Genomic DNA, 23,547 nt, shown 5'->3' with positions numbered 1-23,547 from the left:
GATATCGGTGCCGATCGCGCGCATCGGCATCACACCGGGTGATCATGGCTGGCCGCGGCGCGGGCGGAGCCCGGCGAAACCGGAAATCGAACTGCGATGCGACGTCATTCCGGTCACCGGTTGATCACAGGACACTGAGAAGAACCTGAGTTCGTTCGTCGATTCCGGCGGCCGCTTCGTCGAGCCGTGTGGCGCCTCCAACACGACGGCCAATGCTCCGCCGAGCCCGCAACGGCGGCGACTATTCTCCGGGCGTGCTCAATGCGGAGAAAGATGACACCGATCAGGCGACGGCGGATTCCGCGCCGCCCTCGGAGGCCGCCGCCGAGAGCCGCCCGCGCCGGCCGCTGCGGCGGCTGAAGCTGCTGGCGACGCTGTTCGGCCTGCTCGGCACCGTGCTGTCGCTGGCCGTGCCGTTCCTGCCGGTGACCCACGAGATCACCACGCTGCGCTGGCCCACCGCCAGCGGCACCACGCCGGTGTCGGCTCCGCTGGTCACGTTCTCCCCGGTCTGGCTGGACGCCCAGATCCCGTGCTCGAGCGCGCAGGACCTCGACGCGCGCACCAACGGTCCGGCGACGCTGCTGAGCACCAACCCGCCGGACTCCGACTACGGCAGGCTCACCGGGCTGACGCTGCAGGTCGACAACGGCCTGATCACGCTGCTGACCCAGGGCAAGCAGATCAACACGGTGCCGATCCCGGCGGGCGGGTGCGCGCTGGACCTGCATTCCGACGCCGTCGGGTTCAAAGCCCGCGTCGGGGACAACGTGCTCACCAACATCGCCGGTGATCACCGTCCACAGTTGACCGGGATCTACTCGGACCTCAACGCGCGCACCGACCAGGTCGACGGGCTCTCGTTCGAGGCCCAGGTGGACAACCGCTTCGAGAGCTCGCCGACCGCGCTGAAGCTCGCGGTGATCGCGCTGGCGCTGGTGGCCTTCGTCGCTTCGGTGGTGTGCCTGCGCAAGCTGGACACCCGCGCCGGGCGGCGACCACCGCGCTGGGTGCAGCCGGGATGGTGGAAACCGACGCTGCCGGACATCGCGGTGATCGGCTCGCTGCTGATCTGGTGGCTGATCGGGGCGATGAGCTCCGACGACGGCTACACGATGGCGATCGCACGAGCGCGTGAGAGCGCGGGCTACATCAGCAACTACTACCGCTGGTTCGCCAACCCGGAAGCTCCGTGGGGCTGGTTCTACGAGGTCTACGCGCTGTGGGTGAAGGTCTCCACGGCCATTCCGTGGATGCGGCTGCCCGCGCTGCTGATGGCGCTGGTGAGCTGGATGCTGATCAGCCGCGAAGTGCTGCCCCGGCTCGGCCAGCAGGTCCGCCGCAGCCAGGCCGCGGGTTGGGCCGCGGCCGCGGTGTTCCTCGCGTTCTGGCTGCCGTACAACAACGGCCTGCGCTCCGAGCCGGTCATCGTGGTGTTCTCGCTGGCCGCGCTCTGCGCGGTCGAACGCGCGGTGGCCACCAGCCGGTTGATGCCCGCCGCCCTCGGGCTGGTCGTGGCAGCGCTCGCGGTCGGTGCTGGGCCGCACGGGATCGTCGCCGTGCTGCCGTTCGTGGCCGCGCTGAAACCGCTGCTGAAGCTGCTGGGCAGGCGGGTGAAGGAGTTCGGCTGGCTACCGGTGCTGGCGCCGATCTCGGCGGCCGGATTCGTGGTGCTGAACCTGCTGGTGTGGGACCAGACCTGGCAGACGATCTCCGAGGCGACCTCGCTGAAGATCGACCTCGGGCCGAGCGAGAAGTGGTACCAGGAGCTGAACCGCTACAACATGCTGTTCAGCCCGATCCCGGACGGTTCGCTGACCCGCCGGTTCCCGGTGCTGCTGGTGATCCTGTGCCTGGTGACCTGCGCGGTGGTGCTGCTGCGGCGCAACCGGATCCGCGGTGCCGCGCTCGGGCCGAGCCGCCGCCTGCTGGCGGTGGCGGGCATGTCGTTCGTGGCGCTGGCGATGACGCAGACCAAGCACACCCACCACTTCGGGATCTTCGCGGCCGTCGGTGGCGCGCTGGCCGCGCTGACCGCGTTGGCGACGAGCACCACCGTGTTGCGCTCGCGGCGCAACCGGGCGGCGTTCTTCTCCGGGCTCATGGTGATCTGCGCGTTCTCGGCCACCGGGCCGAACGCCTGGTGGTACGTGTCCGGGTGGGGAGTGCGCTGGTCCGAGGAAACGCCGAAGATCGGCGGTTACGAGGCCAGCACGCTGCTGCTTGCGGTGGCGCTGATCGCGGCGATCATCGCGTTCGTCGAGCACGTGCGGGCGGACAAGCGGCTCGCGCCGCCGGGCGGCGTGGAGCACCGCAGCCGCGCGCTGCGCCTGGGTACCGCGCCGTTGTCGCTGTTGTGCGCGTTGCTGATCCTCAGCGAGCTGGCCGCGTTCGGCGCGGCGGTCGAAAAGCGCGCCGGTGGCTACAGCCTCGGCGGGGACAACATCAACGCGATGACCGGCGGCAGCTGCGGGCTGTCCGACTACGTCTACGCGGAGACCAACCCGCAGGCCGGGATGCTCAAGGTCGCCGACAAGCAGCCGGCGAAGGCGGCTCCGGCGGTGGATCCGGACGTGCCGGTGCCGTCGAACCGGCTGGAGGGCGAGGAATCGCCCGAGGACTACCTGAACGCGAAGCTCACCGGCTTCAACCGCTCCGGCCTGCCGCCCGGCAACGGCACCACCACCGAAGAACCGGACTGGAAGCCGCCGTACCAGTTCGGCGGGGACAACGCTCCGGTGTGGGGCAGCTACACCCAGCGCGGCACCGGCGAACTGCGCACCCAGTGGTACGACGTGCCGCAGCGCGCGGCCAGCGGTGAAGTGCCGATCGTGCTGGCGATGGCCGGCATCGAAGGCGGGGCCAACTCGCTGGCGGTGGAGTTCGGCAAGGACAGCCCGGAGGGCTTCCAGATCACCGACCGGCGCTACCTGCTGCAGCCCGGCGGGCCGAACTGGCGGGACAAGCGGCTGGTCGTGGACGGCAAGGCCGAGGGCACCACGAAGATGCGCATCGTCGCCGTGGACCAGTCGGTGTCCCCGCGCGGCTGGCAGGCGGTCAGCGCCCCCCGCGCGCCGCAGCTGACGAACATGACCGACGTGGTCGGCGACAGCCCGACGTTCGTGGACTGGTCGGCCGCGTTCGTGCACCCCTGCCTGCAACTGTCCGGTCTGAACAACGGCATCGCCGAGATGCCGCGGTTCCGCGTCGCGGGCGGTGCGGGCGTGCGCGCCATCGGCCAGGGCTGGTCGTCGCCGGACAAGGGCGGGCCGTTCGGCTGGATGAACGTCACCGCGAGCATGCGGGAACTGCCGACGTACATGAAGGACGACCTCAACCGCGATTGGGGCACGCTGTACGCGGTCGACCCGTACGAACCGAGCGCACTGCCCGCGGAGGCGGCGATGCGCACGCACCAGGAAACCCATTGGGGCACCTGGACGCCCGGCCCGCTGCCGCGGACCGTCTCGCTGCCCGGCGACGTGCCCAGTTCCGACGACCGCAACGACATCCGGCCGCTGGACGCGGGCACCGGCAGCGACAACTAGCGCCGCGCGCGAGGGCGCGGACTGATCGCAGCTAGAGGACCGTTCGCCCATCCGCATTGGGCGAACGGTCCGTTCGTTCCACGGACGATCGCTCCCGGCGGATGACGCTCGCGCGCAGTCCGAGTGAACGGCCTGTTCGTCCAGTCTATTGGGACCAACAGTCCGTTCACTCCAGGGCTTCGGCTCAGCCGAGCAGGGCCGCGAGCTCCTCGCGGGTGCCGCGGAAGGCGTTCGCGTCCACCGGGGACTGCTCGGCCACGGTCGCGGAGCTGGTGAACTGCAGGACGGCCACACCCAGGCCGCCGTAGCCGCCCCACTGCGCGTCGTAGAAGTCGCGGTAGCGCTCGTAGATCTCGCTGGCGTAGCCGCCTTCGTTGCTCGCGTAGCGCGAGTACCACAGCGCGGGCAGCCCGGTCAGGTCCGGCGAGCCGATCTGCTCCCAGTACCAGCGCGGCAGGTACAGCAGCGGGGAGCGGTACCCGGCCGCCACCAGCCGCCCGATGATGTCGCGGGACAGGTCGGCCCCGCCTCCGCCGTCCTCCACGTCGAGGATCACCGGCACGTCGGCGGGCACGGTCGCGGTGATGTGCGCGGTCTGCGCCTCGGCGCTGGAATCGCCGCGCTGGTAGTGGTACGCGGCCACCAGCAGCCCGGCGGCGCGTCCTGCTTCGAGGTTGGCGCCGAACCGGGAGTCGACGAACGAGCTGCCCTCGGTGGCCTTGAAGAACGCGAAGTCGAACCCTTCCGCCCGGGTGCGGGCCAGGTCGAACGCGCCTTGGTGGTGGGAGATGTCGATGCCGTAGAGCACAGCGGGCCTCACCTAGGAAGAGTTTGCGGATGGTGCGCGGATCGCCGTTGGTCAGGACTTGCGATCAAGCTAGCGGATCGGGCGTGCCGGGTGGGGCGTTTCGGAGGATTCGGACCGAAATGACCGGTGCGCGGAGACCGCGAGCCCCCAGGTTGGCCCACTGCCGACCGGGTTTCTTAGGGTTATCGCGCAGGTAGTCGAGCAGGGGAGTTCACGTGGCACAGACCGCCGTGGTGACCGGAGCGAGCAGTGGGATCGGTGCGGCGACCGCCCGCAGGCTGGCAGCGGATGGTTACGACGTGGTGGTGGCGGCCCGCCGCCAGGACCGGCTGGAGTCGCTGGCCGCCGAGATCGGCGGACGCGCGCTGGCGCTGGACGTGACCGACAAGGACTCCGTGGCCGCGTTCGCCGCCGAGCTGGACGACTGCGCCGTGCTGATCAACAACGCCGGTGGCGCGTGGGGTTCGGAGTCGGTCGCCGAGGGCCACGCCGAGGACTGGCAGCGGATGTTCTCGGTCAACGTGCTCGGCGTGCTGCACGTGACCCAGGCGCTGCTGCCGCTGCTGCGCGCCGGGGGCGGCGGCACGATCGTGAACCTGACCTCGACCGCCGCGTACGTGAACTACGAGGGCGGCGGCGGTTACAGCGCCGCCAAGCACGGCGCGCACGCGCTGACCGAGACGCTGCGGCTGGAGCTGGCGGGCGACCCGGTGCGGGTGATCGAGATCCAGCCGGGGATGGTGCACACCGACGAGTTCTCGGTGAACCGCTTCCGCGGTGACCAGGACAAGGCCGACGCGGTCTACGAGAACGTGGACCGGCCGCTGACCGCCGATGACGTCGCCGGGGTGATCCAGATGACGGTGGCGCAGCCGCTGCACGTCAACGTTGACCGCCTGGTGCTGCGTCCGGTGGCGCAGGCCGCGCAGCACAAGGTGCACCGCGGCCCGCTGTTCGAGGACTGATCCCGGGAGCCCGCCCGAAGCGGCCGGCGGCTCAGTCGCCGGTCCGCTCGCGCGCCGCGTAGCGCTCGGGGTCGCCTCAGCCGTCCGCGCGGTTCGGGCGCGGCCGCCAGTACTGCTGCTTCTTGCGGTCGTGCACCAGGTATCCGGCGCGGGCGAGTTCGGCGCGCAGCTGCGCCGCCTCGGCTCCGTGCCGCTTGGCGAGCGCGTGCTTGCGGGTCCGCAGCAGCGAGTTCGCTCGCACCCCTACATCCGGGTCGTCCTCGGCCCACAACCGGTACTCACCGGCGTGCGGGTCGCCTTGGCTCCACCGGTATCCGTGCGCCCGGAAAGCCTCGCGCAGCGTGTGGACCGGGATGGCGGTGGCTTCGTGGGCGAGTTCGTCCCCGTCGTCGTCCAGCAGCACCAGCGTTGCGCCGCCCGCGAACGCCGTGCGGACGCAGGTCCCGTCGATCGTCTGCGCGGGCCGCCTCCCGCGGCGCAGCTCCACGCCCTCGGCCGTCACCGACACCGCGAGCCGATCAGTGGCCATGTAGGAGGCGAAGCCGAGCCCGGCGACCATCCCGAAACCGGCCACCGCGAGCGTGCCGTGCGGCTGCGGCAGCGAGGCCACCAGCTCGAACGGCCCTTGGAACGGCGCCCACGGCAGCCCGGCGACCCAACCGGCCAGCAACGTCACCAGGCAGCCGAGCAGCCCGCCGGCCACCGGCAGCCCGATCCAGGCGCCGTAGCGCCGGTAGCTCGGCTCGACGGCCACCGTCGCGGTCTGCTGCGCCGGGGCGGAGTTGCGCGTCATGCACCCGATTATCCGAGCGGACGCCCGGTTCATCGCGGGCGGGGGTTGGTCAAGTGGCGAACCGGCCGCAGCGCCTGTGCAATGAGCGGCATGAGGACATCGCGGTGGGTAGCCACAGGATTTCTGCTCGTGTGCACGGCCGGAATGCTGGGGGCGACGACTCCGGCGGGAGCAGGCGGGGAGATCACGGTGACCGGCAAGGTCCAATCCGGGGTCGAGTCCCGCTGCATGGTGCTCCCCGCGCAAGGCCGCTCGCCGTACCTGTTGCTCGGAGGGGATCCGGCGGTGGTCAAACCTGGTGCGCACCTGGTGGTGCGTGGCCATCCGGAACCCGGCGCGCCAACCACGTGCATGCAGGGGACCCCGCTGCACGTGAGCGAGGCGCATCCGGCTTAGCCCGGACGAGGGGGGTTGAGTCGGAAGCGCCGGTCGGGGGCCGGTCTGCCGTGGTCGGGGCGGCAGACCGGCCCCCATTTTCGCGTCCGCGGCGGAAATCCGGGGACTGCAAGGCGCCTGCGGCCTGCCGCTCGCGCCGACCGCTCACGAAATGTGAGTGACGGGCTGGGGATCGGCCTTCAAAAGCACGGTGTCGGCGCCGTTGAGGATTCGTTGCGTGCTTGACCAGTGACCTGGTGTGTCCGATGACACCCGGCTCAGGACCAAGTACCCGGTGAAACAATCCGTTCGAGCGGCCACTCTGGAACTGCACGATCCGAGTGGTCCGCGCAAGGAGAACGACGATGATCCGAACCCCGTACGGCGCCCCGAAAACCCCGTTCGACCAAGCTGAGCGGCAGCACACCGCGGGAACGGTCCAGGTGCCCGCGCCGCGGGCCGATCGGCCGGGCACCGCCGAGGTGCCCGCGCAGCAGGGCGGGCCCCGCAGCGAGGTGGCCGCGCTGGTCGTCGCCCGCGGGGCGGACAAGGGCTCCGAGTTCCCGCTGGCGGGCGCGTGCACCGTGCTGGGCAGGCACCGCGATTGCGACATCGTGCTCGGTGACGTCACGGTTTCGCGCTACCACACCGAGATCCACCGCGTTGGCGACCAGTTCGTCGTCGCCGATGCCGGTTCGCTCAACGGCACCTACCTGAACCGGCACGTGGTGGATCGGGCCGAACTCTCCGACGGTGACGAGATCTGGGTGGGCAAGGTCCGCTTCACCTTCCGCTCCGGCCGGTGAGACGAGGCCGAAGCGCACGGGGCGGGTGGCTGTGCCGCCCGCCCCGAATGCCTGGCTGCGCGCCGCTTTCGGCCGGTCAGCCGGGGTGGGTTTCGCCGCCCACCGGGGCGAACACCTCGCCGGTGTAGTAGCTGGAAAGCCGGTCCGCGGCGAAGAACACGTAGGACGGGGCGATCTCGTCCGGTTCACCGCGCCTGCCCATCGGGGCTTGCTCGCCGAACCCTTCGACCTTCTCCGCGGGCATCGTCGACGGGATCAGCGGTGTCCACACCGGACCGGGTGCCACGCAGTTCACCCGGATCCCGCGTCCGGCGAACGATTGCGCCAGCGACTTGGTGAGCGTGTGCACCGCGCTCTTGCTGGCCGAGTAGTCCATCATCGACTTGTTGCCGCGAAGTCCGTTCACCGAGCCGGTGTTGATGATCGAGCCGCCGTCGCCCATGTGCGGCAGCGCGGCGCGGATCACCCAGAACGGCGCGTAGACGTTGACCTTGAAAGTGCGGTCGAACTGCTCGTCGGTGATCTCGGTGAAATCGCTTTCCACGGCTTGCGTTCCGGCGTGGTTGACCAGCAAATCGATCCCGCCGAGCTCTCCGGCCACTTCGGTCACCAGATGTTCGCACTCCGAGCGCGAGCCCAGATCTCCTTTGTGCAGCGAACAACGCCGCTGCTGCGCGGTCACGAGTCTGGCGGTGTGCCGGGCGTCGTCGTCCTCGGAGTCACCGAAGTAGACGATCGCGACGTCGGCTCCTTCCTTGGCGAACGCGGCCGCGACGGCCCGGCCGATCCCGGAGTCGCCGCCGGTGATCAGGGCGCGCTTGTCCTGCAGCAGCCCGCGTCCCTCGTAGTCGCGCATCTCGTCGCGCGGTAGCGGCGTCATCTCGCCGGTGGCTCCCGGCGGTTGCTGCTGCTGTGCGGGGACGCTGGTCTGTTGGCGGGTCATCGGATCCCCCCGTCTTCGGCGATCGGACGCGTGCGGTTCAGGCGTTGGCCGCGAGGCGGGATCGCTAAACCCGCTCGAATATCCGCCGGCAGCAGGGGGAATCGTTTTCCGATGATGATCCGCTTGGTGTGCCGGGGAATTCGCTCTCGATCCCTATGTCGAAGAGCTTCGTTGGGAGTACCGTCGAGAAGAACCCGGTGTCCGCGCAGCGGTCCGGCCCCGTGACTGTCCAAAATGGATGATAACGATCTGCCGCGCGCGACGCGGAATCGGTGATTCGGGAGGAGGTCGGTGATGCGGACGCAGGTTGCCGCAGCGGTGGCGCTGGGCTACTTCCTCGGGCGTACCAAGAAGATGAAGCTCGCCATCACCATCGGCGGGGTACTGGCCGGGCGTCGGTTCGGCACCGACCCGCAACAGCTGTTGCGGCAGGGGGCGAAGGTGCTGTCGTCCTCGCCGGGGCTGAGTTCGGTAACCGAAACCGTGCGGGGCCGGCTGGCCGACGCGGCGAAGGAAGCGGCCACTGCGGCGCTGTCCGGTCGCATCGATTCGCTCGGCGACAGCCTGACCGAACGTGCGGCGAAGCTGCGCGGCACCGGTGGCGGAGAATCCGGCGAGGAGTCCGGGCGTCGCGAGTCCGATCCGACTTCCTCGGCTGCCGAGTCGGCGCCCGATTCCGGCACCGAACGACCGCGCGCGCGGTCGTCGCGCCCGCGGCCGGAGCAGGCGGCGCGTTCCCGCGCGCAATACCGCCCGCGCCCGGAACAGGCACCGCGGAGCCCTTCGGAGGCACGTCCGCGCAGCAGGCGGGGAGGCGATGATGGCTGACCGGCGCGATCAGGAATCCGGCTCCGGGGCGGAGGCACAGCCGCTGGAACACCTCAAAAGCGCCGCCCAGGACCTGCTCACCGCCCTGGTGGAGCGAGTCGCGGGCTCGGCGGGCAAGCAGGTCGAGCAGCTGACCGATCGGCTCACCGACTACGCGGGCGACGGCGGTGGACCGGGCCTGATGGCCGCGGTGACCGGTGGCAAGAAGCTCGCCGAGGGCAGCGGGCCGTTGAAGGCGGCGCTCGGCGCGGGCACCGAGGCGGTGAAGCAGGCCGCCGGCGGTGGCGCTGGCGGCGGCGGATCGTCGGGCGGCAGCGCCAAGGTCGTCAACATCGTCGAGCAGAACGACGTCGGGCTGCCGCTGCGGGTGGTCTACGACCAGTGGACCCTGCTGGAGGATTTCCCCGGCTTCACCCGCAAAGTCGAAAGCGTCGAGCAGGAATCCGACGAGAAGGTCAACTGGCGCGCGCAGATCTTCCTGTCGCACCGCAGCTGGCAGTCCACGATCGTGGAGCAGGTCCCGGATTCGCGGATCGTGTGGACCTCCACCGGCTCGAAGGGTTCGGTGGACGGCACGGTGTCCTTCCACGAGCTCACGCCCACCTTGACCCGGATCCTGCTGGTGCTCGAGTACCACCCGCAGGGATTCTTCGAGAAGACCGCGAACCTGTGGCGTGCGCAGGGACGCCGGGTGCGTTCGGACTTCAAGCACATCAAGCGGCACATGATGACGCGCACCATCCTCGAGCAGGACGAGATCGAGGGATGGCGCGGGGAGATCCGCGACCGCGAGGTGGTTCGCAGCCACGACGACGCGGTGGCGGCCGAAGGTGAGCAATCCGAGGGCGCGGGACGCGACGAGGACCGGGACGAGGACGAATACCCGGAAGACGATGCATACCGCGACGACGAGTACAGGGACGACGAAGACCGGCGTGGCGAGTACGGGGACGGCGAGTACCGCGAGCGCACCGACGAGGACTACGCGGACCGCTACTCGGACGAGGAGTACGGCGACGACGAGGACGAGCCCGCGCCGACGCCGCGCCGTTCCCGGATGCGCACGCGCCGAAGCAGGTGATCACAAGTGACGGTGGCGAACGCGCAAGGCGGATCCGTCGAGCGGGGATCGGCGGGGAACCTGGCCGACGTCGTGGAACTGATCCTGGACAAGGGCTTGGTGATCGACGCTTTCGTGCGCGTCTCACTGGTGGGCATCGAACTGCTCACGGTGGACGCCCGGATCGTGGTGGCCAGTGTGGACACCTACCTGCGGTTCGCGGAGGCGACCAACCGCCTCGATCTGGATCAGAAGGGCGGCAAGGACCTGCCGGAGCTGATGCAGAGCATGTCCGAGGGCGTGACCCAGGGCGGCGCGCAGGGCAAGACCAAGGGCGTGCTGGACGCGGCCAAGGACAAGTACGACGAGATCCGCACCGAACAGGAACCGGAGCGCGAGCCGGCCCGGCCGCGGCGCGAACGGGGCAGGGAGCGCGAGCGATGACCGCGCAGCGAACTTCGGACACCGGCAGCGCCTCGGTCACCGCGGGCATCTACGTCTACGGCATCGTGCGCGCCGAGGTGCCGGTGCCGGACGACCTGCCGACCGTGGGCGGAACCGATTTGCAGCTGGTGCGTTCCGGCCCGTTGGCGGCGCTGGTCAGCGAGGTCGACTTGGACCGGCCGCTGGGCCTGCGCGACGACCTGCTCGCGCACGAAGGCGTGCTGGATGCGGTGGCGGCGGATTCCACCGTGCTGCCGCTGCGTTTCGGCGGCGTGGTGCAGGACTTGGCGGCGGTGCGCAACGAGCTGCTGGCGGGCAACCAGGACGACTTCGAGTCGATCCTCGCCGAACTCGACGGTCTCGTGGAATTCACCTTGCACGGCAGCTATCTCGACCAGATCCACCTGCGTGAGATCGTCGGGGACGATCCGGAGATCCGCGGCCTGCGCGAGGAATTGCAGGGCGTGCCGGAGGATTCCGGGCACGCCGCGCGCGTCCGGTTGGGCGAGCTGGTCAGCGCCGCGGTGGAGCGCAAGCGGGAGCTGACCGTCGGAGCCGCGGTGGCGGCGCTGTCGCCGCACTCGGCGGCCACTTCGGTGCGCGAGGTCAGCGGGCAGGACGATGCGCTGAGCGTCGCGCTGCTGGTCGACCGCGATCGGATCGAGGACTTCCAGCGCGCCGTCGACGAACTCGGCGAGGACTTCGCCGGTCGAGTCCGGTTGCGGCTGCTGGGGCCGTTGGCCCCGTACGACTTCCTTCCGGAGGACTGACATGGGTCTGTTGAGCGGAATTCTCACCGCGCCCATCGCCCCGGTGCGTGGCGTGGCGTGGATCGCCGAGCGCATCCGCGAACAGGCCGAGCGCGAGTACTACGACCTCGGCGCCATCCAGCGCGGCATGGCGCGGGCCGACGAGCTGCTGGCCGCCGGAGAGATAACCGAGCAGGAGCGCGACGAACTGCAGGACGCCTACCTGTCCCGGTTGTTCCAGGCGCAGCGGCGCAGGCAGGCGGGGCAGCGGTGATCCGCGGTGGCGGGCACGGGCGAGCAGCGGGGCGGGCGTCCGCGACGGCCTCCGCCGCAGGACGAGTCCCCCGCGCCGCAACGGTTGCGCGCGTCGAAAGCGGCCCGGCTGGCCTTGACGCAGCTGGGGGAGCTGATCGGCAAGGAACCCGAAGGCGCGACCTCGGTGCAGCGCGGCGAGCACGGCTGGCTCGTCGGCGTCGAGGTCGTCGAGATCCGGCGGGTGCCCGCCACCGCGGACATCCTCGCGGTCTACGAGGCGGAACTGGACGAGAACGGCGAGCTGGTCGGGTATCGGCGCACCGCCCGGTATCCGCGGGGCCAAGGGTGAGCGGCTCCACCGCGGGCGGCAGGTGCCGCGGCGCGGACGAAGTGCGGTGAGCGGAGGCTGCGATGACCGACAGCGGCGGCGCTCGTGCCCCGGCCTGGCACTCCGGCGGCGGCAGGCCCGCGCAGCAGGACGGCGCGAACCTCGCCGACATCCTGGAGCGGGTGCTGGACAAGGGCATCGTGATCGCCGGGGACGTGCAGGTGAACCTGCTGGACATCGAACTGCTCACGATCAAGCTGCGGCTGGTGGTGGCCTCGGTGGAACGGGCCAGGGAGATGGGCATCAACTGGTGGGAGTCGGATCCGGCGCTCTCGGCGGAGCACCGCGAGCTCGCGGCTGAAAACCGCGAACTGCGCGACGAGGTGCGCAAGCTGCGAGACGGGGAGGACGCCGCGCTCGAGGAGCACGACCGTGACTGAACCGATGACCTACCTCTACGCGATCAGCCGCGAGCCGCCCGCGCCGGAAGGCATCAGCGGCATCGGCGGCGAGCCCGTGCGCGTCGTGCCGGGCGAGGGCATCACGGCGCTGGTGAGCACGGTCGACGCGGCAGACTTCGGCGAGCGGGGACTGCGGGAGCACCTGGAGGACGTGCGGTGGCTGGAGGAGACCGCGCGCGCCCACAACCGCGTGGTCGACGCCGCCCGGACACCGATCGCGCCGCTGGGCCTGGCGACGGTCTACCTGTCCGATGACCGCGTCCGGGAAGTGCTGCGCGAGCGCGGTGCGCATTTCCGCGCGGTGCTGGATCGCGTCGCCGGCCGCACCGAGTGGGGCGTTAAGGCGTACGCGGATCCGCCCGCCGAGGAAACACCGCCGCAGGAACCGGAATCCGAGCGGCCGGGCGCGGCGTACCTGCAGCGGGCCCGGCGGCGTCGCGAGTTCTCCGAACGCTCGTGGGCCGACGCGGTGCACCGTGCCGAGCGGTTGCACGCGGACTTGGCCGCCTTCGCGCGTGCCAGCAGGGTGTTGCCGCCGCAGGACCGCGACCTGGCCGGTTACACTGGCCGGATGCTGCTCAACGGCGCTTACCTGGTCGACGACGAGCGCGGCGACGAGTTCGCCGGAGCGGTGACCGGCTCGGCCGACCGGGTGGGGCTGCGGGCCGAGTTGACCGGGCCGTGGCCGCCGTACTCGTTCGCCACCCTCGAGGACGAGGAGAACGCCGGAGGCCCGCGGTGACCGGGCCGGAACCGCAGCTCGGGACGCTCGCCGAGGCGGGCGGCTCGCCGGTGCGGGCCACGCGGGAGATCGCGCTGGTGGACCTGCTGGACCGGTTGCTGGCCGGTGGGGTCGTGCTCACCGGGGACATCACGCTGTCGCTGGCGGGCGTCGACCTGGTGCGGGTGTCGTTGCAGGCGTTGATCACCTCGGTCCGGGAGAGCGAGGGCATGACCGGCCTGGCGCCGCGTGTGGAGTCCGGTGATGGCTGAGCAGGAACCGCACGCCAGGGAGTTGCCGCGCCGGATCGAGTCGGATTCCGAGTCGGTGCAACGCGACCTGTTCAAACTCGTGCTCACCATCATCGAGTTGCTGCGGCAGCTGATGGAGCGCCAGGCGCTGCGCCGGGTGGACACCGGTGAGCTCGGCGACGAGCAGGTGGAGGACCTGGGGGTGGCGCTGCTGCGGCTGGAAGAGGCGGTGACCGAGCTGCGTGAGCGGTTCGACATCAGCCCCGAGGAGCTCAACCTCGACCTCGGTCCGCTCGGCCCGCTGCTGCCGCGTGACTGAAGCGGCCTGCGACCGTGCGAATGTTCCGGCACCGGACCTTCGTCCGTCCACTTCGGACGTAGGGCTCACTCCGCCCCGGAGGAACGAGCGAGCCGCTCGAAGTGCTCGTTGAACACTCGGCGGGCGCGGCGCCGCAACCGGCGGCGCGCGGCCGGGTCCGAACCCGCCAGCAGTCCGGTGCCGACCACGAGCGCGCCCAGCACCCGGACCTCGTGCGGCAGGTCCAGGCCGGTGGGCAGGTCGCCGTCCTCGACCGCTTCGGCCAAGTGCTGCTTGAGCAGCGCCCGCCAGACCTCGTAGCCGTCGCTGAACCCGCCGTCGCGCTCCTCCGGTGCGTGCGACCAGAACGCCAGCCACACCTGCCAGCAGGTGAGCTGCTGCTCGTCCACCGGCAGCAGTCCGTGCACCGCGCGGCGCACCGCGTCCAGTCCGCGCCGATTGCCGACGGAGTTGACGACCCGTTGCGCCGCGACCTCGCCGTTGTGCCGGAGCACCGCGGTCATCAGCTCCGCCTTGTCGTCGAAGTAGTGCGTGACCGAACCGGTGGTCACCCCTGCCTCGGCGGCCACCGCGCGCATCGTGGTGGCCGCCGCGCCGCGGGCGGCGACCAGGCGCCGGGTGGTCTCCACGAGGTGCTGGCGCGATCGGGGATCGCGGATCCGCTTGGCCACTGGCGCACCTCTCGTCCTCGCCTCGCGCGGGTGTCGGTCGCGCAACCCCGGTACGCGGTCGCGCTTCGCGAACCCACTGCACAACAGGGTGCGGGACCCGGGGAAACACGCGTAACAACTGTTGCGTAACTCATGCTACGCAACACTCGTTCTAGCCGGTGCAACGCCGCCCGCCGAAGGGAGCCACCGATGGCTCTGGAGATCCCGCCGTCGCGGGGCGCGTTCGCGGACGCGGCGACCCAGGCGGGGCTGCTGGTGGAGTTCGCTGTCACAACCCTGTTCGCAGGGCTGCGAGCGCTGGTCCGCGGTCGCCTGTCCTGGCGGGAATGCCTGGCTCAGGGGTGGTTCCTGGCTTCGGTGAGCACGCTGCCCGCGGTGCTGATGACCATCCCGCTGGGCGTGCTGGTGGCGGTCAACATCGGGGCGCTGGCCGGGCAGCTCGGCGCCGAGGGCTATGCGGGCGCGGTCGTGGCCTTCGTCGTGGTGGGGCAGGCTTCGCCGCTGGTGTGCGCGCTGATGATCTCCGGTGTCGGCGGCTCGGCGATCTGCGCCGACCTCGGGGCGCGCAAGCTGCGCGAGGAGACCGACGCCATGGAGGTCATGGGTATATCCACTGTGGAGCGTCTGGTGGTGCCCCGGGTGCTGGCGGCGGTCGTGGTGACCGTGCTGCTCGACGGCGTGGTGATGGCGATCGGGATCAGCGCGACGTTGTTCGTGCACGTGCTGATGGGTGGTTCGGCGGGCGGGTTCCTGGCGACGCTGACCGCCTACTCCGATCCGGGCGCGTTCCTGGTGGCCGAGGTCAAGGCCGCGGCGTTCGGCGTGCTGGCCGCGCTGGTGTCCGCGTTCAAGGGCTTGACGGCGAAGGGCGGTCCGAGCGGTCTCGGCGATGCGGTCAACGAAGCCGTGGTGATGGCGTTCGTGATGGTGTTCGTGGCCAACGTGGTGCTCACCGAACTGCATCCGCTGCTGCTGCCGCCGAAGGGCGATTACTGATGGCCGCTCCGCAACCGCGCAGCGCCCAACCGGTCCGCAAGTTCGTGGACGTGCTGGCCGGGTTCGGGATGCAGGCCACGTTCTACCTCCGGGCGATCGTCGCGCTGCCGCGCGCGCTGCTGCACTACCGCAAGCACGTGGCCAGGCTGGTCGCGGAGATCAGCTTCGGGGCGGCCTCGCTGTTCGCCGGTGGCGGCACCATCGGCGTGATCTTCGCGATGTCCTTCGTCGCCAGCACGCAGGTCGGCCTGGAGGGCTACCGCGGGCTCGACCTGATCGGGCTGACCCCCATGTCCGGGCTGATGTCGGCCATGGTCAACACGCGCGAGCTGGCGCCGCTGGTGGCCAGCATCGCGCTGGCGGCCAAGGTGGGCACCGGGTTCACCGCGCAGCTCGGCGCGATGCGCATCGCCGACGAGGTGGACGCGTTGGAGTCGATGGCGGTGCGGTCGTTGCCGTTCCTGGTCAGCACCCGGATGGCCGCGGCGTTCATCTCGGTGGTGCCGCTGTACCTGGTGGGCCTGTTCGCGTCCTACATCGCCACGCGGGTGGCGGTGGTGCACCTGCAGGGCCAGTCGGGCGGCACCTACGACTTCTACTTCCAATTGCTGCTGAGCCCGTCCGATGTGGGTTTGTCGCTGCTGAAAGCCGTCGTGTTCGCCATGGTCGTGACGCTGGTGCACTGCTTCTACGGCTACTACGCCACCGGCGGGCCGGAAGGCGTTGGGCGCGCGGCGGGGCGGGCGTTGCGCACCAGCATCGTGGCGATCACGTTCACCGACATGCTGCTGACCTTGCTTTTCTGGGGGCTGAGCCCGAGCCTGCCCGCGCTGGGGGTGCAGTGATGGCGGACCTCATGCGCGGCGGGGTGAGCAGGCGGTCGCTGGCGGTGCGCGGCGCACTGGCCGTGGTCGTGGTGCTCGGGGCGGTGGTGCTGTCCGCATCCGGCGGTGCCGAGCTGTTCAACGGCGCCCCCACGGTGACCTCGACCGTGCCCGCCGAGGCCGGTCCGGTGCGGGCGAACTCCGCGGTGCGCTACCGCGGGGTGGTGGTCGGCGAACTGTCCGAAGTGGAGGCCGGGACTCGCGGTTCGCGCCTCACGCTCCGCATGGAACCGGCAGAACTGGATTCCGTGCCCGCAGGCGTGCGGTTGCGGATCCTGCCGAAAACGCTGTTCGGCGATCAATACGTCGATCTGGCGGGAGATTCGTCGACCGGACAGGGCAGTTTGCGACCGGGGTCGGTAGTGGCGGCCGACGACACCCGCGGCACGGTGCAGATATACCGGGCCTACACCAGGATGTACGGGCTGTTGACCGCGCTGCGGCCCGCGGAGTTGCAGACCGCGTTGACCACCATGGCCGACGTGTTGCGAGGCCGCGGTGCGGAGATCGGCCGGACGATCGACACGCTGCACGACCTCTCCGGACGCTACGATCCGCAGCGCACGATCGGGAACATGTCCGAAATCGCCGGGCTGAGCAAGCAGCTCGCCGACGCGTCGCCGGACCTGCTGGCCACTTTGGACGATGCCGTGACGTTGTCGCGCACGATCGTGGACGAGCGCCAGGACTTGGCGAACCTGCTCAGCGCCGGGACCGCGCTCACCGCGGAGTCGCAGCGCTTCCTCGACGACAACGCCGCCAAGGCCATCGAGGTCGTGCACACCATGGAGCCCTCCTCCGAGGTACTGGGCGCGAACGCGGACCAGCTCACCGCGACGCTGCACAACCTGCGGGATTTCACGGGCAACGCCAGCCGTACCTTCAAAGACGACCGCTTCCACATCCGCGCGCCGGTCACGCTCGAAGACCCGCAGCCGTACGGCCCGCAGGACTGCCCGCGCTATCCCGGCCTGGACGGGCCGAACTGCGCGCAGCCCACGCCACCGGCTCCGCGGTTCGGCGGCACCGTCGGCCCGATCGGCACTGAGCAGGAGAAGCGGGCGCTGGCCGATCTGGTACCGCCACCTGCGACGGCTGGACCGTCCACACCGGACATCGACACCGATGTGGCGGGCCTGCTGTTCGGGCCGGTCGTGCGCGGAACCCGGGTGGTGGCGCCGTGAACATCGCCGGTCCCGCAGTGAAGTTCACCGTGTTCGTCGTCGTTTCCGTGCTGGCTGCGGTGCTCGTGGTGAACACGCTCAACCATCCGCTCGAAGGCGGCACGCGCACCTACCGGGCGGTGTTCACCGACGCCCAGGGCGTGCAGGAGGGCAACGAGATCCGCATCGCCGGGGTGCGCGCCGGGAAGGTCACCGACGTGCGGCTGCGCGATGCCCGGGCGCTGGTGACCTTCGACGTGCTCGACGACCAGCCGTTGCCCGCCACGTCGAGCGCCGTGATCCGCTACGCCGACCTGCTCGGCGGCCGGTACATCGCGCTCGATCCGGGTGCGGGTGGCGGCGAACTGCGGGAGGGCAGCACGATTCCGAGCTCGCGCACCCGGCCCGCGCTGGAGCTGACCTCGTTGCTCAACGGCTTCAAGCCGCTGTTCGATTCCATCGACCCCGGGCAGGCGAACCAGCTGGCGCACGAGCTGGTGGCGGTGTTCCAGGGCGAGTCGGGCACCTTGACGTCCCTGCTGCAGCGGGTGATCTCGGTGACTTCCGGGCTGGTCGAGCGCGACCAGGTCATCGGGCAGTTGCTGGGCAATCTCAACACGGTGCTCGCCACGACCAGCGAACATCGCGCGGACCTTGAGCAACTCATCGTCCGGTTAGGACAGTTGAGTTCCGCGGTGGCCCAAGACCGGGGACAGATCGCCGAGGCCCTGGACGCCGGCGGCGCGCTGGCGAACTCGGTGGACGGATCGTTGCAGCAGATCACTCCGAACCTGACCCGCGATGTGGACGCGCTGCGGCAGATGACGAGCGGGTGGGTGGCGAACGAGCAGCGCTTCGACGCCGCCGTGCAGGGACTTCCCGAACTGGTCACGAAGCTGAACCGGACAATGGATTACGGCACCTGGGTCAACATCTACGTCTGCAACCTGCGGTTGAGCGTCGGTGGTGCGCGCGTCGACCTCGGTGCGGCGCCGCTGCCGCATTCGGAGGTGTGCCGATGAGCCGCCGCAACCGCTTCCGGAACAACCCATTGGCGGTGGGCACGGCCGGAATCGTCGTCCTGCTGCTGTTGCTCGGGACGGTGGTGGCGGTCCCGCAGCTGTCGTTCCGGCTGCGAACCCGCGAGTACACCGCGGAATTCGCGAACGCGGCCGGGCTCACCACCGATGCGCAGGTGCATGTCGCGGGTGTCCCGGCGGGACGGATTAGTGCGATGGAGCTCGCCGGTGACCGGGTGCGGGTGCGGTTCCGGCTGGACCGGTCGCAGCGTCTCGGCGAGGCGACCTCGGCCTCGGTCCGGCTCGCCACGGTGATGGGCACCCGCTACTTGGCGATCGAGCCGGCGGGGATGGGCGAATTGCCCGCCGGGGCGGTGATTCCGCGTGACAGGACGCGAGTTCCGTACAGTTTGGACGAGCTCGGCTCGGACGCTACCGGCACCACCGAAGAACTCGACCTCGGTGCGCTGCGCGGAATGATGCGCACGTTGCAGCAGACGACTCCGGAGGATCCGGAACTGCTCGGCCGGGCGCTCACCGGCATCAGCGGCGCTGCCGAGCTGGTGGGCCGGCACGATCAGCAGCTCGACCAGCTGCTGCACGGCGCCCGGTCGACCACATCGGCGCTGGTGTCCCAACAGGACACGCTCGTGCAGCTGCTCGGTGACGCGGACGTGATCACGCGGACGCTCAGCGAACGACGCGACACGATCCGACAGCTGATCACCGACGTGGAGTCGCTGACCTCCCAGCTGGATGGTTTTCTGGCGGACAACTCCGCGAAGCTCGGCCCGCTGCTGACCGACCTGCACGCGATCACCGCGGCGCTGCGCCGCGATGAGCGGGCGATCGGGGAGACCATCGCGAAGCTCGCCCCCGCCGGGAAGCCGCTGGCGAACGCGACCGGCAACGGATCTTGGGGCGACGTCTCCGGGCCCGCGGGACCGTTGCCGGACAACCTGTTGTGCGTGGCCGGACTTGTCGAGGGGTGCCGATGAGCCGGAAATCGCGAATCGTGGCCGTGGCGTGCGTGGTGGCACTGCTGATCGCCGGTGGCTGGTACACGCTGCTGCGGCCGCAGCGGGTGCACACCGTATCGGCGGATTTCGCTACTGTGGACGGAATCTACCCGGGCAACAAGGTCCAGGTGCTCGGTGTTCCGGTCGGAGTGGTGAGATCGCTGCAGCCGCGCGGGCCGGTCGTCCGGGTGACCATGCAGGTGGAGCCGGAAGTCAGCATCCCGGCGGGCGCGCAGGCGTACATCCTGAGTCCGGCTTTGATCAGCGACCGGTTCGTGGAACTCGGTCCCGGCTACACCGGCGGGCCGAAGCTGCCCGAAGCCGCGGTGATCCCGGCCCAGCGAACGCACTCGCCGATCCGCTGGGACCAATTGATGTCCTCACTGGACACCGTGGTCGGCGCGTTCGGCCCGGACGGGCTCAACAAGGGTGGCGACCTCGGTTCGACGCTGCACCAGGCGGCCACCGCGGTGGACGGCAAAGGCCCGCAGGTGCGCGAAGCGATCGATCGGCTCGCCCGCGCGACCGACGTGGTCGCCGGGAACCGGGAAGAGCTGGCCGGGCTGATCGGCGATTTGGACGTGCTGGTGCGCACCCTGACCGAGCATCGCGGCACAGTGGACTCGTTGTCCGCGAACGTGCAGCAGGCCGGCCAGGACTACGGCGCGCAACGGCTCGACCTCAACCGCACCATCGGACGGCTTTCCAGGGCGTTGACCGAAGTGGACGAGCTGGTCCGGGAGCACGGCGATGAGATCACCGGCAGCGTGCACGACCTGGCGGGCACCACCGGTCAGGTCGCCGCGCAGCGGGAGGCGCTCGGCGAGGTGATGACGATGCTGCCGCTGGTGTTCGGCAACTTCAGCCGCGCGGTCACCGAGGACGAACGGCTCCGGATCCGGCTGAACATCTCCAGCAACCTTTCGCAGTTCCCCGCCACGGCACGGCTCTGCGACCGGATTCCGGTGCCGTTGTGCTCGGGACCGGGCATCGTGAACCCGATTCCGTTCCCGCCCGACCTCGATCCGCTGCGCGCGCTGGCCGGCAAGCAGGGAGGTGGCGGATGAGCAAGGCGGTCAAGGCCTCCGCTGTGCTGATCACGGTGCTGCTGACGAGCTCGTGCGGCCTGAGCCTGCACAATCTGCCGCTCGGCCGTGCAGCCGGGGGAGATTCCTACCGCGTGACGGCGGTGTTCGACGACGTGTCGAACCTTCCGATCGGGGGAGCGGTCCGGGTCGGCCAAGCCACGGTGGGCAAGGTCAATCAGTTGTCCACAAGGGACTTCAAGGCGTTCGTGGTGCTGGATCTGGACAAGAACGTCCCGCTGCCCCGCGACACCGCGGCGCGCCTGGAGCTGACTTCCGCGCTCGGTGAGCAATTCGTCGCGCTGGAACCGGGACCGGATCCGCACCCGCTCGGCGAAGGCGACCGGTTGACCGAGACCTCGCGCGGCCCGGACTTGGAGAACACCTTGGCCGCGCTGGGCACCGTGCTCGGCGGCAGCGGTCTCGACCAGGCCCGCACCGTGGTCACCGAGCTCAACACCGCCATCGGCGGCCGGGAGCGGAAGGTGTGCGACCTGCTGCACCGGCTCGACGAGCTGCTGACCGAAGTGGACTCGCACCGCGCCGAGTTCGACACCACGATCGACTCGCTGCACCGGCTCTCCGCCGAGACCGCGGCCAACACCCCGCTGCTGGAGTCCGCGCTGCGCGACCTCGACCCGGCCGTGCAGACCTTGCTGAGCCAGCGCGGTCAATTCGAGCAGCTGCTGAGCAAGGTCACCGAACTCGGGCGCAGCAGCGACGGCGTGGTCCGCGAAGCCGGGCCCGCGTTCACCAGGCAACTCGACCAGTTGCGTCCGGTGCTGGATTCGCTGGCCGGGTTCAACGGCGACGTCGCGGGCACGCTGGACCAGTTGCGGCTGTTCCAGCAGCGCCTCGGTGGAGCGATCCCCGGCGACTACCTGAACCTGGACGGCACCCTCGACGTGGCAGGAACCTTGGTTCCGTTGCTGACGGGGCGGAATCCACCGTTGCCGCCCGGATCGCCCGCCGCACCGACACCGCCCGGTGATGCCACCGGACTGTTGAGCGGAGGTACCCGATGAACCGCGCGGTGCTGGTCCAGCTGTCGATGTTCGTGGTGATCGCTTTGGTGTGCGCGGGTTTCGTGTTCAACACCGTCCTCGGGCCGCAGGCCGTGCGAGCGCCGATCCGGGTGGCCGTGCACCTGCCCGACGCGGCCGGGCTCGCTCAGACCTCGCAGGTGACCTATCGGGGTGTGCGCACCGGAACCGTCGGGGACGTTCGGATCGACCGGGCAGGGGCGGGCGTGACGCTGGATCTGCTGCTGGATCCCGGTAGTCGCGTTCCGGCCGATTCCACCGCGCGGATCAGCATGGACACCCCGATGGCGGTGCAGCACCTCGACCTGCAACCGGAAACCGACGGCCCACCGTACCTTTCGGACGGTGGCGAGATCCGCGCGGAACGCACCAGTGCACCGATGCCGTTGGAGACGCTGCTGGTGCACACCATGCGGCTCGCCGACAGCATCGATCCGCACGACGTGCAAGTCCTCTCCGAAGCTGCCTCCACCGGGCTGAACGGCACTGCTCCGCAGCTGCAGCGCGTCCTGGACGGAACTCGCGATCTCACGCAGCTGGCCGCGCGGCAGGAACCGAAGATCACGAATCTGATCGAGCACGGGCCGGAAGCGCTCGGTCCCGCTGAGGACCTGCCCGAACTCGCCGCGTCCATGCGCGACCTCGCCGATCAAGCGGGCGCGCAGGAGCCGCGGATCCGGCATCTGCTCGATACCGCGCCCGGCACCGCCACCGAGGTGACGAAGCTGCTGGCGCAGAACCAGCAGGCGGGTTCTGCGCTGCTCGGCAACCTGCTCGGCACTTCGCAAGTCCTCGGTGCACACGTCCCGGCGCTGAAGGAGACGATGACCGCGCTGCCGCGGGGACTCGGCGACTTGGGCAGCATCGTGCACGGCGATGTCGCGGACTTCTACCTCGTGGCCGCACAAGGCCCGGTTTGCTACTACGGCACCGAACGCCGGATGCCGACCGAGACCGGGCCGCGCGAGCCGCAGCTCGGCTGGAACTGCCCGTCCGGGCCGGGACTGCAACAACGCGGCGCCGACAGCGCACCGCGTCCGGGTTCGGCGACGGGCGGGACCACCTCGGCGGTATCGCCTTCCGCACCCGCACCGGAGCCCGCCCCGGCAGGCGCGGGTCAACGGCAAGTTCTGGGGCCACGACCGTGGTCTTCGATGTTCACCCAAGGAGTTCGATGATGCTCAGCGACCGAGCGGACCTCGATGGCAAGCGCCGCGCGGCGGACGATTCCGGGCCGGACGAGGCGGCTTCGGGTCAACGGCCATCGGTGCCGGAGACGCGTGCGGACGCTGCCGAAGGCGGGGCCGTGCACGTCGCGGCGGCGGATGATGTGACCACTGTGGATGAGTCCGATCCCGGATCGGAGGTCGCAACGGCGCCCGCCGCAAGCTCCGCAGCGGAAGAACGGTCGAGCAGCGCGGAAAGCGTAGCGGGGTCCAGTATGGACTCGCGAGCCACCGAAGGCCGTTTCCGCCGGTTGTTCTCGGCACTGCGCAGACCGCCGGTCTTGGCGACGACGCTGGTCGTCCTGCTGCTGGCCGCCGGGCTCGCCTACACCGGAACGCAACTGTGGCAGCGCGACGCGCAGGACTCGGCGCGGGAGAGCGCGATCGCTTCCGCGCGGCAGTACGCGCTGGCGCTGACCAGCTACGATCACCGCGACCTGGAGGGGAATTTCCGCACCGTCACGGACAATTCGTCGCCGGCCTTCGCGCGCCAGTACAAGCAGGTCAGCGACGGGCTCACCCAGCTCATCCAGCAGTACCAGGCGACATCTCGCGGCAACGTGCTCAACCAGGGCGTGGTCGAGGCCGACGAGGACCGCGCAGTGCTCGTGCTGTTCGTCGACCAGAGCATCACCAACACCAACAACCCGCAGCCGCGGGTGGACCGCACCCGGATGCAGATGACGCTGAGCCGTCCCGCGGACCGCTGGCTGATCGAGGACGTCCGGTTGGTGTGAGGAGTCCATTCGGGACGATAGCGGTGCCCCGCGACGAGACCCTCAGCGGT

27 protein-coding genes are annotated in these 23,547 nt (G+C 70.1%); 23 read left to right on the top strand and 4 right to left on the bottom strand.

Annotation, left to right across the window (positions count from 1 at the left end):
* Positions 1-254 precede the first annotated feature (254 nt).
* Positions 255-3,548: an arabinosyltransferase domain-containing protein gene (locus tag INP57_RS13415; RefSeq protein WP_307850056.1), complete on the top strand. Its 3,294-nt coding sequence runs from the start codon at positions 255-257 to the stop codon at positions 3,546-3,548.
* Positions 3,549-3,732: 184 nt separating this feature from the next.
* On the opposite strand, the gene INP57_RS13410 is transcribed toward INP57_RS13415, so the two are convergent.
* On the bottom strand, positions 3,733-4,368 hold the full coding sequence (locus tag INP57_RS13410) for a glycoside hydrolase family 25 protein (RefSeq protein WP_295145184.1): 636 nt from the start codon (positions 4,366-4,368) through the stop codon (positions 3,733-3,735).
* Positions 4,369-4,571: 203 nt separating this feature from the next.
* On the opposite strand from INP57_RS13410, the gene INP57_RS13405 reads away from it, so the two are divergent.
* Positions 4,572-5,321: an SDR family oxidoreductase gene (locus INP57_RS13405; protein WP_295145187.1), complete on the top strand. Its 750-nt coding sequence runs from the start codon at positions 4,572-4,574 to the stop codon at positions 5,319-5,321.
* A gap of 76 nt (positions 5,322-5,397) precedes the next feature.
* Here INP57_RS13405 and INP57_RS13400 read toward each other — a convergent pair whose 3' ends face one another.
* Positions 5,398-6,114, bottom strand: coding sequence for a YqeB family protein (locus INP57_RS13400; RefSeq protein ID WP_200070527.1), 717 nt, complete (start codon positions 6,112-6,114; stop codon positions 5,398-5,400).
* Between the two features lie 90 nt (positions 6,115-6,204).
* On the opposite strand from INP57_RS13400, the gene INP57_RS13395 reads away from it, so the two are divergent.
* Positions 6,205-6,510, top strand: coding sequence for a hypothetical protein (locus INP57_RS13395; protein ID WP_233627506.1), 306 nt, complete (start codon positions 6,205-6,207; stop codon positions 6,508-6,510).
* 344 nt (positions 6,511-6,854) lie between these two features.
* The gene (locus tag INP57_RS13390) at positions 6,855-7,295 is read left to right on the top strand and encodes an FHA domain-containing protein (RefSeq protein WP_200070525.1); all 441 of its coding nucleotides are present in this window, start codon (positions 6,855-6,857) and stop codon (positions 7,293-7,295) included.
* Positions 7,296-7,371: 76 nt separating this feature from the next.
* On the opposite strand, the gene INP57_RS13385 is transcribed toward INP57_RS13390, so the two are convergent.
* Positions 7,372-8,238 carry an SDR family oxidoreductase gene (locus tag INP57_RS13385; RefSeq protein ID WP_200070524.1) on the bottom strand — a complete coding sequence of 289 codons (867 nt, stop codon included), beginning with the start codon at positions 8,236-8,238 and terminating at the stop codon, positions 7,372-7,374.
* A 294-nt stretch (positions 8,239-8,532) separates the two neighbouring features.
* Between INP57_RS13385 and INP57_RS13380 the strand changes: the two genes are divergently transcribed.
* From INP57_RS13380 to INP57_RS13335, 10 genes are all read left to right on the top strand, one after another.
* Positions 8,533-9,066: a hypothetical protein gene (locus INP57_RS13380; RefSeq protein WP_200070523.1), complete on the top strand. Its 534-nt coding sequence runs from the start codon at positions 8,533-8,535 to the stop codon at positions 9,064-9,066.
* Positions 9,059-10,147, top strand: a complete 1,089-nt coding sequence (locus INP57_RS13375) for an SRPBCC family protein (RefSeq protein WP_233627505.1) — start codon at positions 9,059-9,061, stop codon at positions 10,145-10,147. The genes INP57_RS13380 and INP57_RS13375 overlap by 8 nt, the downstream gene beginning before the upstream one ends.
* Positions 10,148-10,153: 6 nt before the next feature.
* A complete protein-coding gene (gene gvpJ, locus INP57_RS13370; protein ID WP_200070521.1) occupies positions 10,154-10,570 on the top strand; it encodes a gas vesicle protein GvpJ in 417 nt (138 codons plus the stop codon).
* Positions 10,567-11,340, top strand: a complete 774-nt coding sequence (locus INP57_RS13365; RefSeq protein WP_200070520.1) for a GvpL/GvpF family gas vesicle protein — start codon at positions 10,567-10,569, stop codon at positions 11,338-11,340. Before gvpJ (INP57_RS13370) ends, INP57_RS13365 begins: the two co-directional genes overlap by 4 nt.
* A 1-nt stretch (position 11,341) precedes the next feature.
* On the top strand, positions 11,342-11,593 hold the full coding sequence (locus INP57_RS13360; RefSeq protein ID WP_200070519.1) for a gas vesicle protein GvpG: 252 nt from the start codon (positions 11,342-11,344) through the stop codon (positions 11,591-11,593).
* Between the two features lie 6 nt (positions 11,594-11,599).
* Entirely contained in the window at positions 11,600-11,923 is a 324-nt protein-coding gene (locus INP57_RS13355; RefSeq protein WP_200070518.1) for a gas vesicle protein GvpO, read from the top strand.
* A gap of 62 nt (positions 11,924-11,985) precedes the next feature.
* Positions 11,986-12,342 carry a gas vesicle protein gene (gvpJ, locus tag INP57_RS13350; RefSeq protein ID WP_200070517.1) on the top strand — a complete coding sequence of 119 codons (357 nt, stop codon included), beginning with the start codon at positions 11,986-11,988 and terminating at the stop codon, positions 12,340-12,342.
* Positions 12,335-13,105: a GvpL/GvpF family gas vesicle protein gene (locus INP57_RS13345; protein WP_200070516.1), complete on the top strand. Its 771-nt coding sequence runs from the start codon at positions 12,335-12,337 to the stop codon at positions 13,103-13,105. The genes gvpJ (INP57_RS13350) and INP57_RS13345 overlap by 8 nt, the downstream gene beginning before the upstream one ends.
* A 50-nt stretch (positions 13,106-13,155) precedes the next feature.
* Positions 13,156-13,356, top strand: a complete 201-nt coding sequence (locus tag INP57_RS13340; protein WP_295138926.1) for a gas vesicle protein — start codon at positions 13,156-13,158, stop codon at positions 13,354-13,356.
* Positions 13,349-13,654: a gas vesicle protein K gene (locus tag INP57_RS13335; protein ID WP_200070514.1), complete on the top strand. Its 306-nt coding sequence runs from the start codon at positions 13,349-13,351 to the stop codon at positions 13,652-13,654. Before INP57_RS13340 ends, INP57_RS13335 begins: the two co-directional genes overlap by 8 nt.
* A gap of 65 nt (positions 13,655-13,719) precedes the next feature.
* On the opposite strand, the gene INP57_RS13330 is transcribed toward INP57_RS13335, so the two are convergent.
* Positions 13,720-14,325 (bottom strand): TetR/AcrR family transcriptional regulator, encoded by a 606-nt coding sequence (locus tag INP57_RS13330; RefSeq protein ID WP_200070513.1) that lies wholly within the window; start codon positions 14,323-14,325, stop codon positions 13,720-13,722.
* Positions 14,326-14,514: 189 nt separating this feature from the next.
* Between INP57_RS13330 and INP57_RS13325 the strand changes: the two genes are divergently transcribed.
* From INP57_RS13325 to INP57_RS13285, 9 genes are read left to right on the top strand one after another with little or no spacing between them, the layout of a single operon-like run.
* The gene (locus tag INP57_RS13325) at positions 14,515-15,321 is read left to right on the top strand and encodes an MlaE family ABC transporter permease (protein WP_200070512.1); all 807 of its coding nucleotides are present in this window, start codon (positions 14,515-14,517) and stop codon (positions 15,319-15,321) included.
* Positions 15,321-16,166: an MlaE family ABC transporter permease gene (locus INP57_RS13320; RefSeq protein ID WP_200070511.1), complete on the top strand. Its 846-nt coding sequence runs from the start codon at positions 15,321-15,323 to the stop codon at positions 16,164-16,166. The genes INP57_RS13325 and INP57_RS13320 overlap by 1 nt, the downstream gene beginning before the upstream one ends.
* The gene (locus INP57_RS13315; RefSeq protein WP_200070510.1) at positions 16,166-17,389 is read left to right on the top strand and encodes an MCE family protein; all 1,224 of its coding nucleotides are present in this window, start codon (positions 16,166-16,168) and stop codon (positions 17,387-17,389) included. Before INP57_RS13320 ends, INP57_RS13315 begins: the two co-directional genes overlap by 1 nt.
* Complete coding sequence (locus tag INP57_RS13310; protein ID WP_200070509.1) at positions 17,386-18,390, top strand: MCE family protein; 1,005 nt, start codon at positions 17,386-17,388, stop codon at positions 18,388-18,390. Before INP57_RS13315 ends, INP57_RS13310 begins: the two co-directional genes overlap by 4 nt.
* Entirely contained in the window at positions 18,387-19,385 is a 999-nt protein-coding gene (locus INP57_RS13305; protein WP_200070508.1) for an MCE family protein, read from the top strand. The genes INP57_RS13310 and INP57_RS13305 overlap by 4 nt, the downstream gene beginning before the upstream one ends.
* Positions 19,382-20,473 carry an MCE family protein gene (locus tag INP57_RS13300; RefSeq protein WP_200070507.1) on the top strand — a complete coding sequence of 364 codons (1,092 nt, stop codon included), beginning with the start codon at positions 19,382-19,384 and terminating at the stop codon, positions 20,471-20,473. Before INP57_RS13305 ends, INP57_RS13300 begins: the two co-directional genes overlap by 4 nt.
* On the top strand, positions 20,470-21,516 hold the full coding sequence (locus INP57_RS13295; RefSeq protein WP_200070506.1) for an MCE family protein: 1,047 nt from the start codon (positions 20,470-20,472) through the stop codon (positions 21,514-21,516). The genes INP57_RS13300 and INP57_RS13295 overlap by 4 nt, the downstream gene beginning before the upstream one ends.
* Positions 21,513-22,712 (top strand): MlaD family protein, encoded by a 1,200-nt coding sequence (locus INP57_RS13290; RefSeq protein WP_200070505.1) that lies wholly within the window; start codon positions 21,513-21,515, stop codon positions 22,710-22,712. Before INP57_RS13295 ends, INP57_RS13290 begins: the two co-directional genes overlap by 4 nt.
* Entirely contained in the window at positions 22,712-23,497 is a 786-nt protein-coding gene (locus INP57_RS13285) for an Rv1363c family protein (RefSeq protein WP_200070504.1), read from the top strand. Before INP57_RS13290 ends, INP57_RS13285 begins: the two co-directional genes overlap by 1 nt.
* The last annotated feature ends 50 nt before the right edge of the window (positions 23,498-23,547 follow it).

The organism is Saccharopolyspora galaxeae (assembly GCF_016526145.1).
Taxonomy (GTDB): Bacteria; Actinomycetota; Actinomycetes; order Mycobacteriales; family Pseudonocardiaceae; genus Saccharopolyspora_C; species Saccharopolyspora_C galaxeae.
Note: the sequence above shows the minus strand (reverse complement) of the source record. Positions and strands in the feature narration are given on the sequence as shown.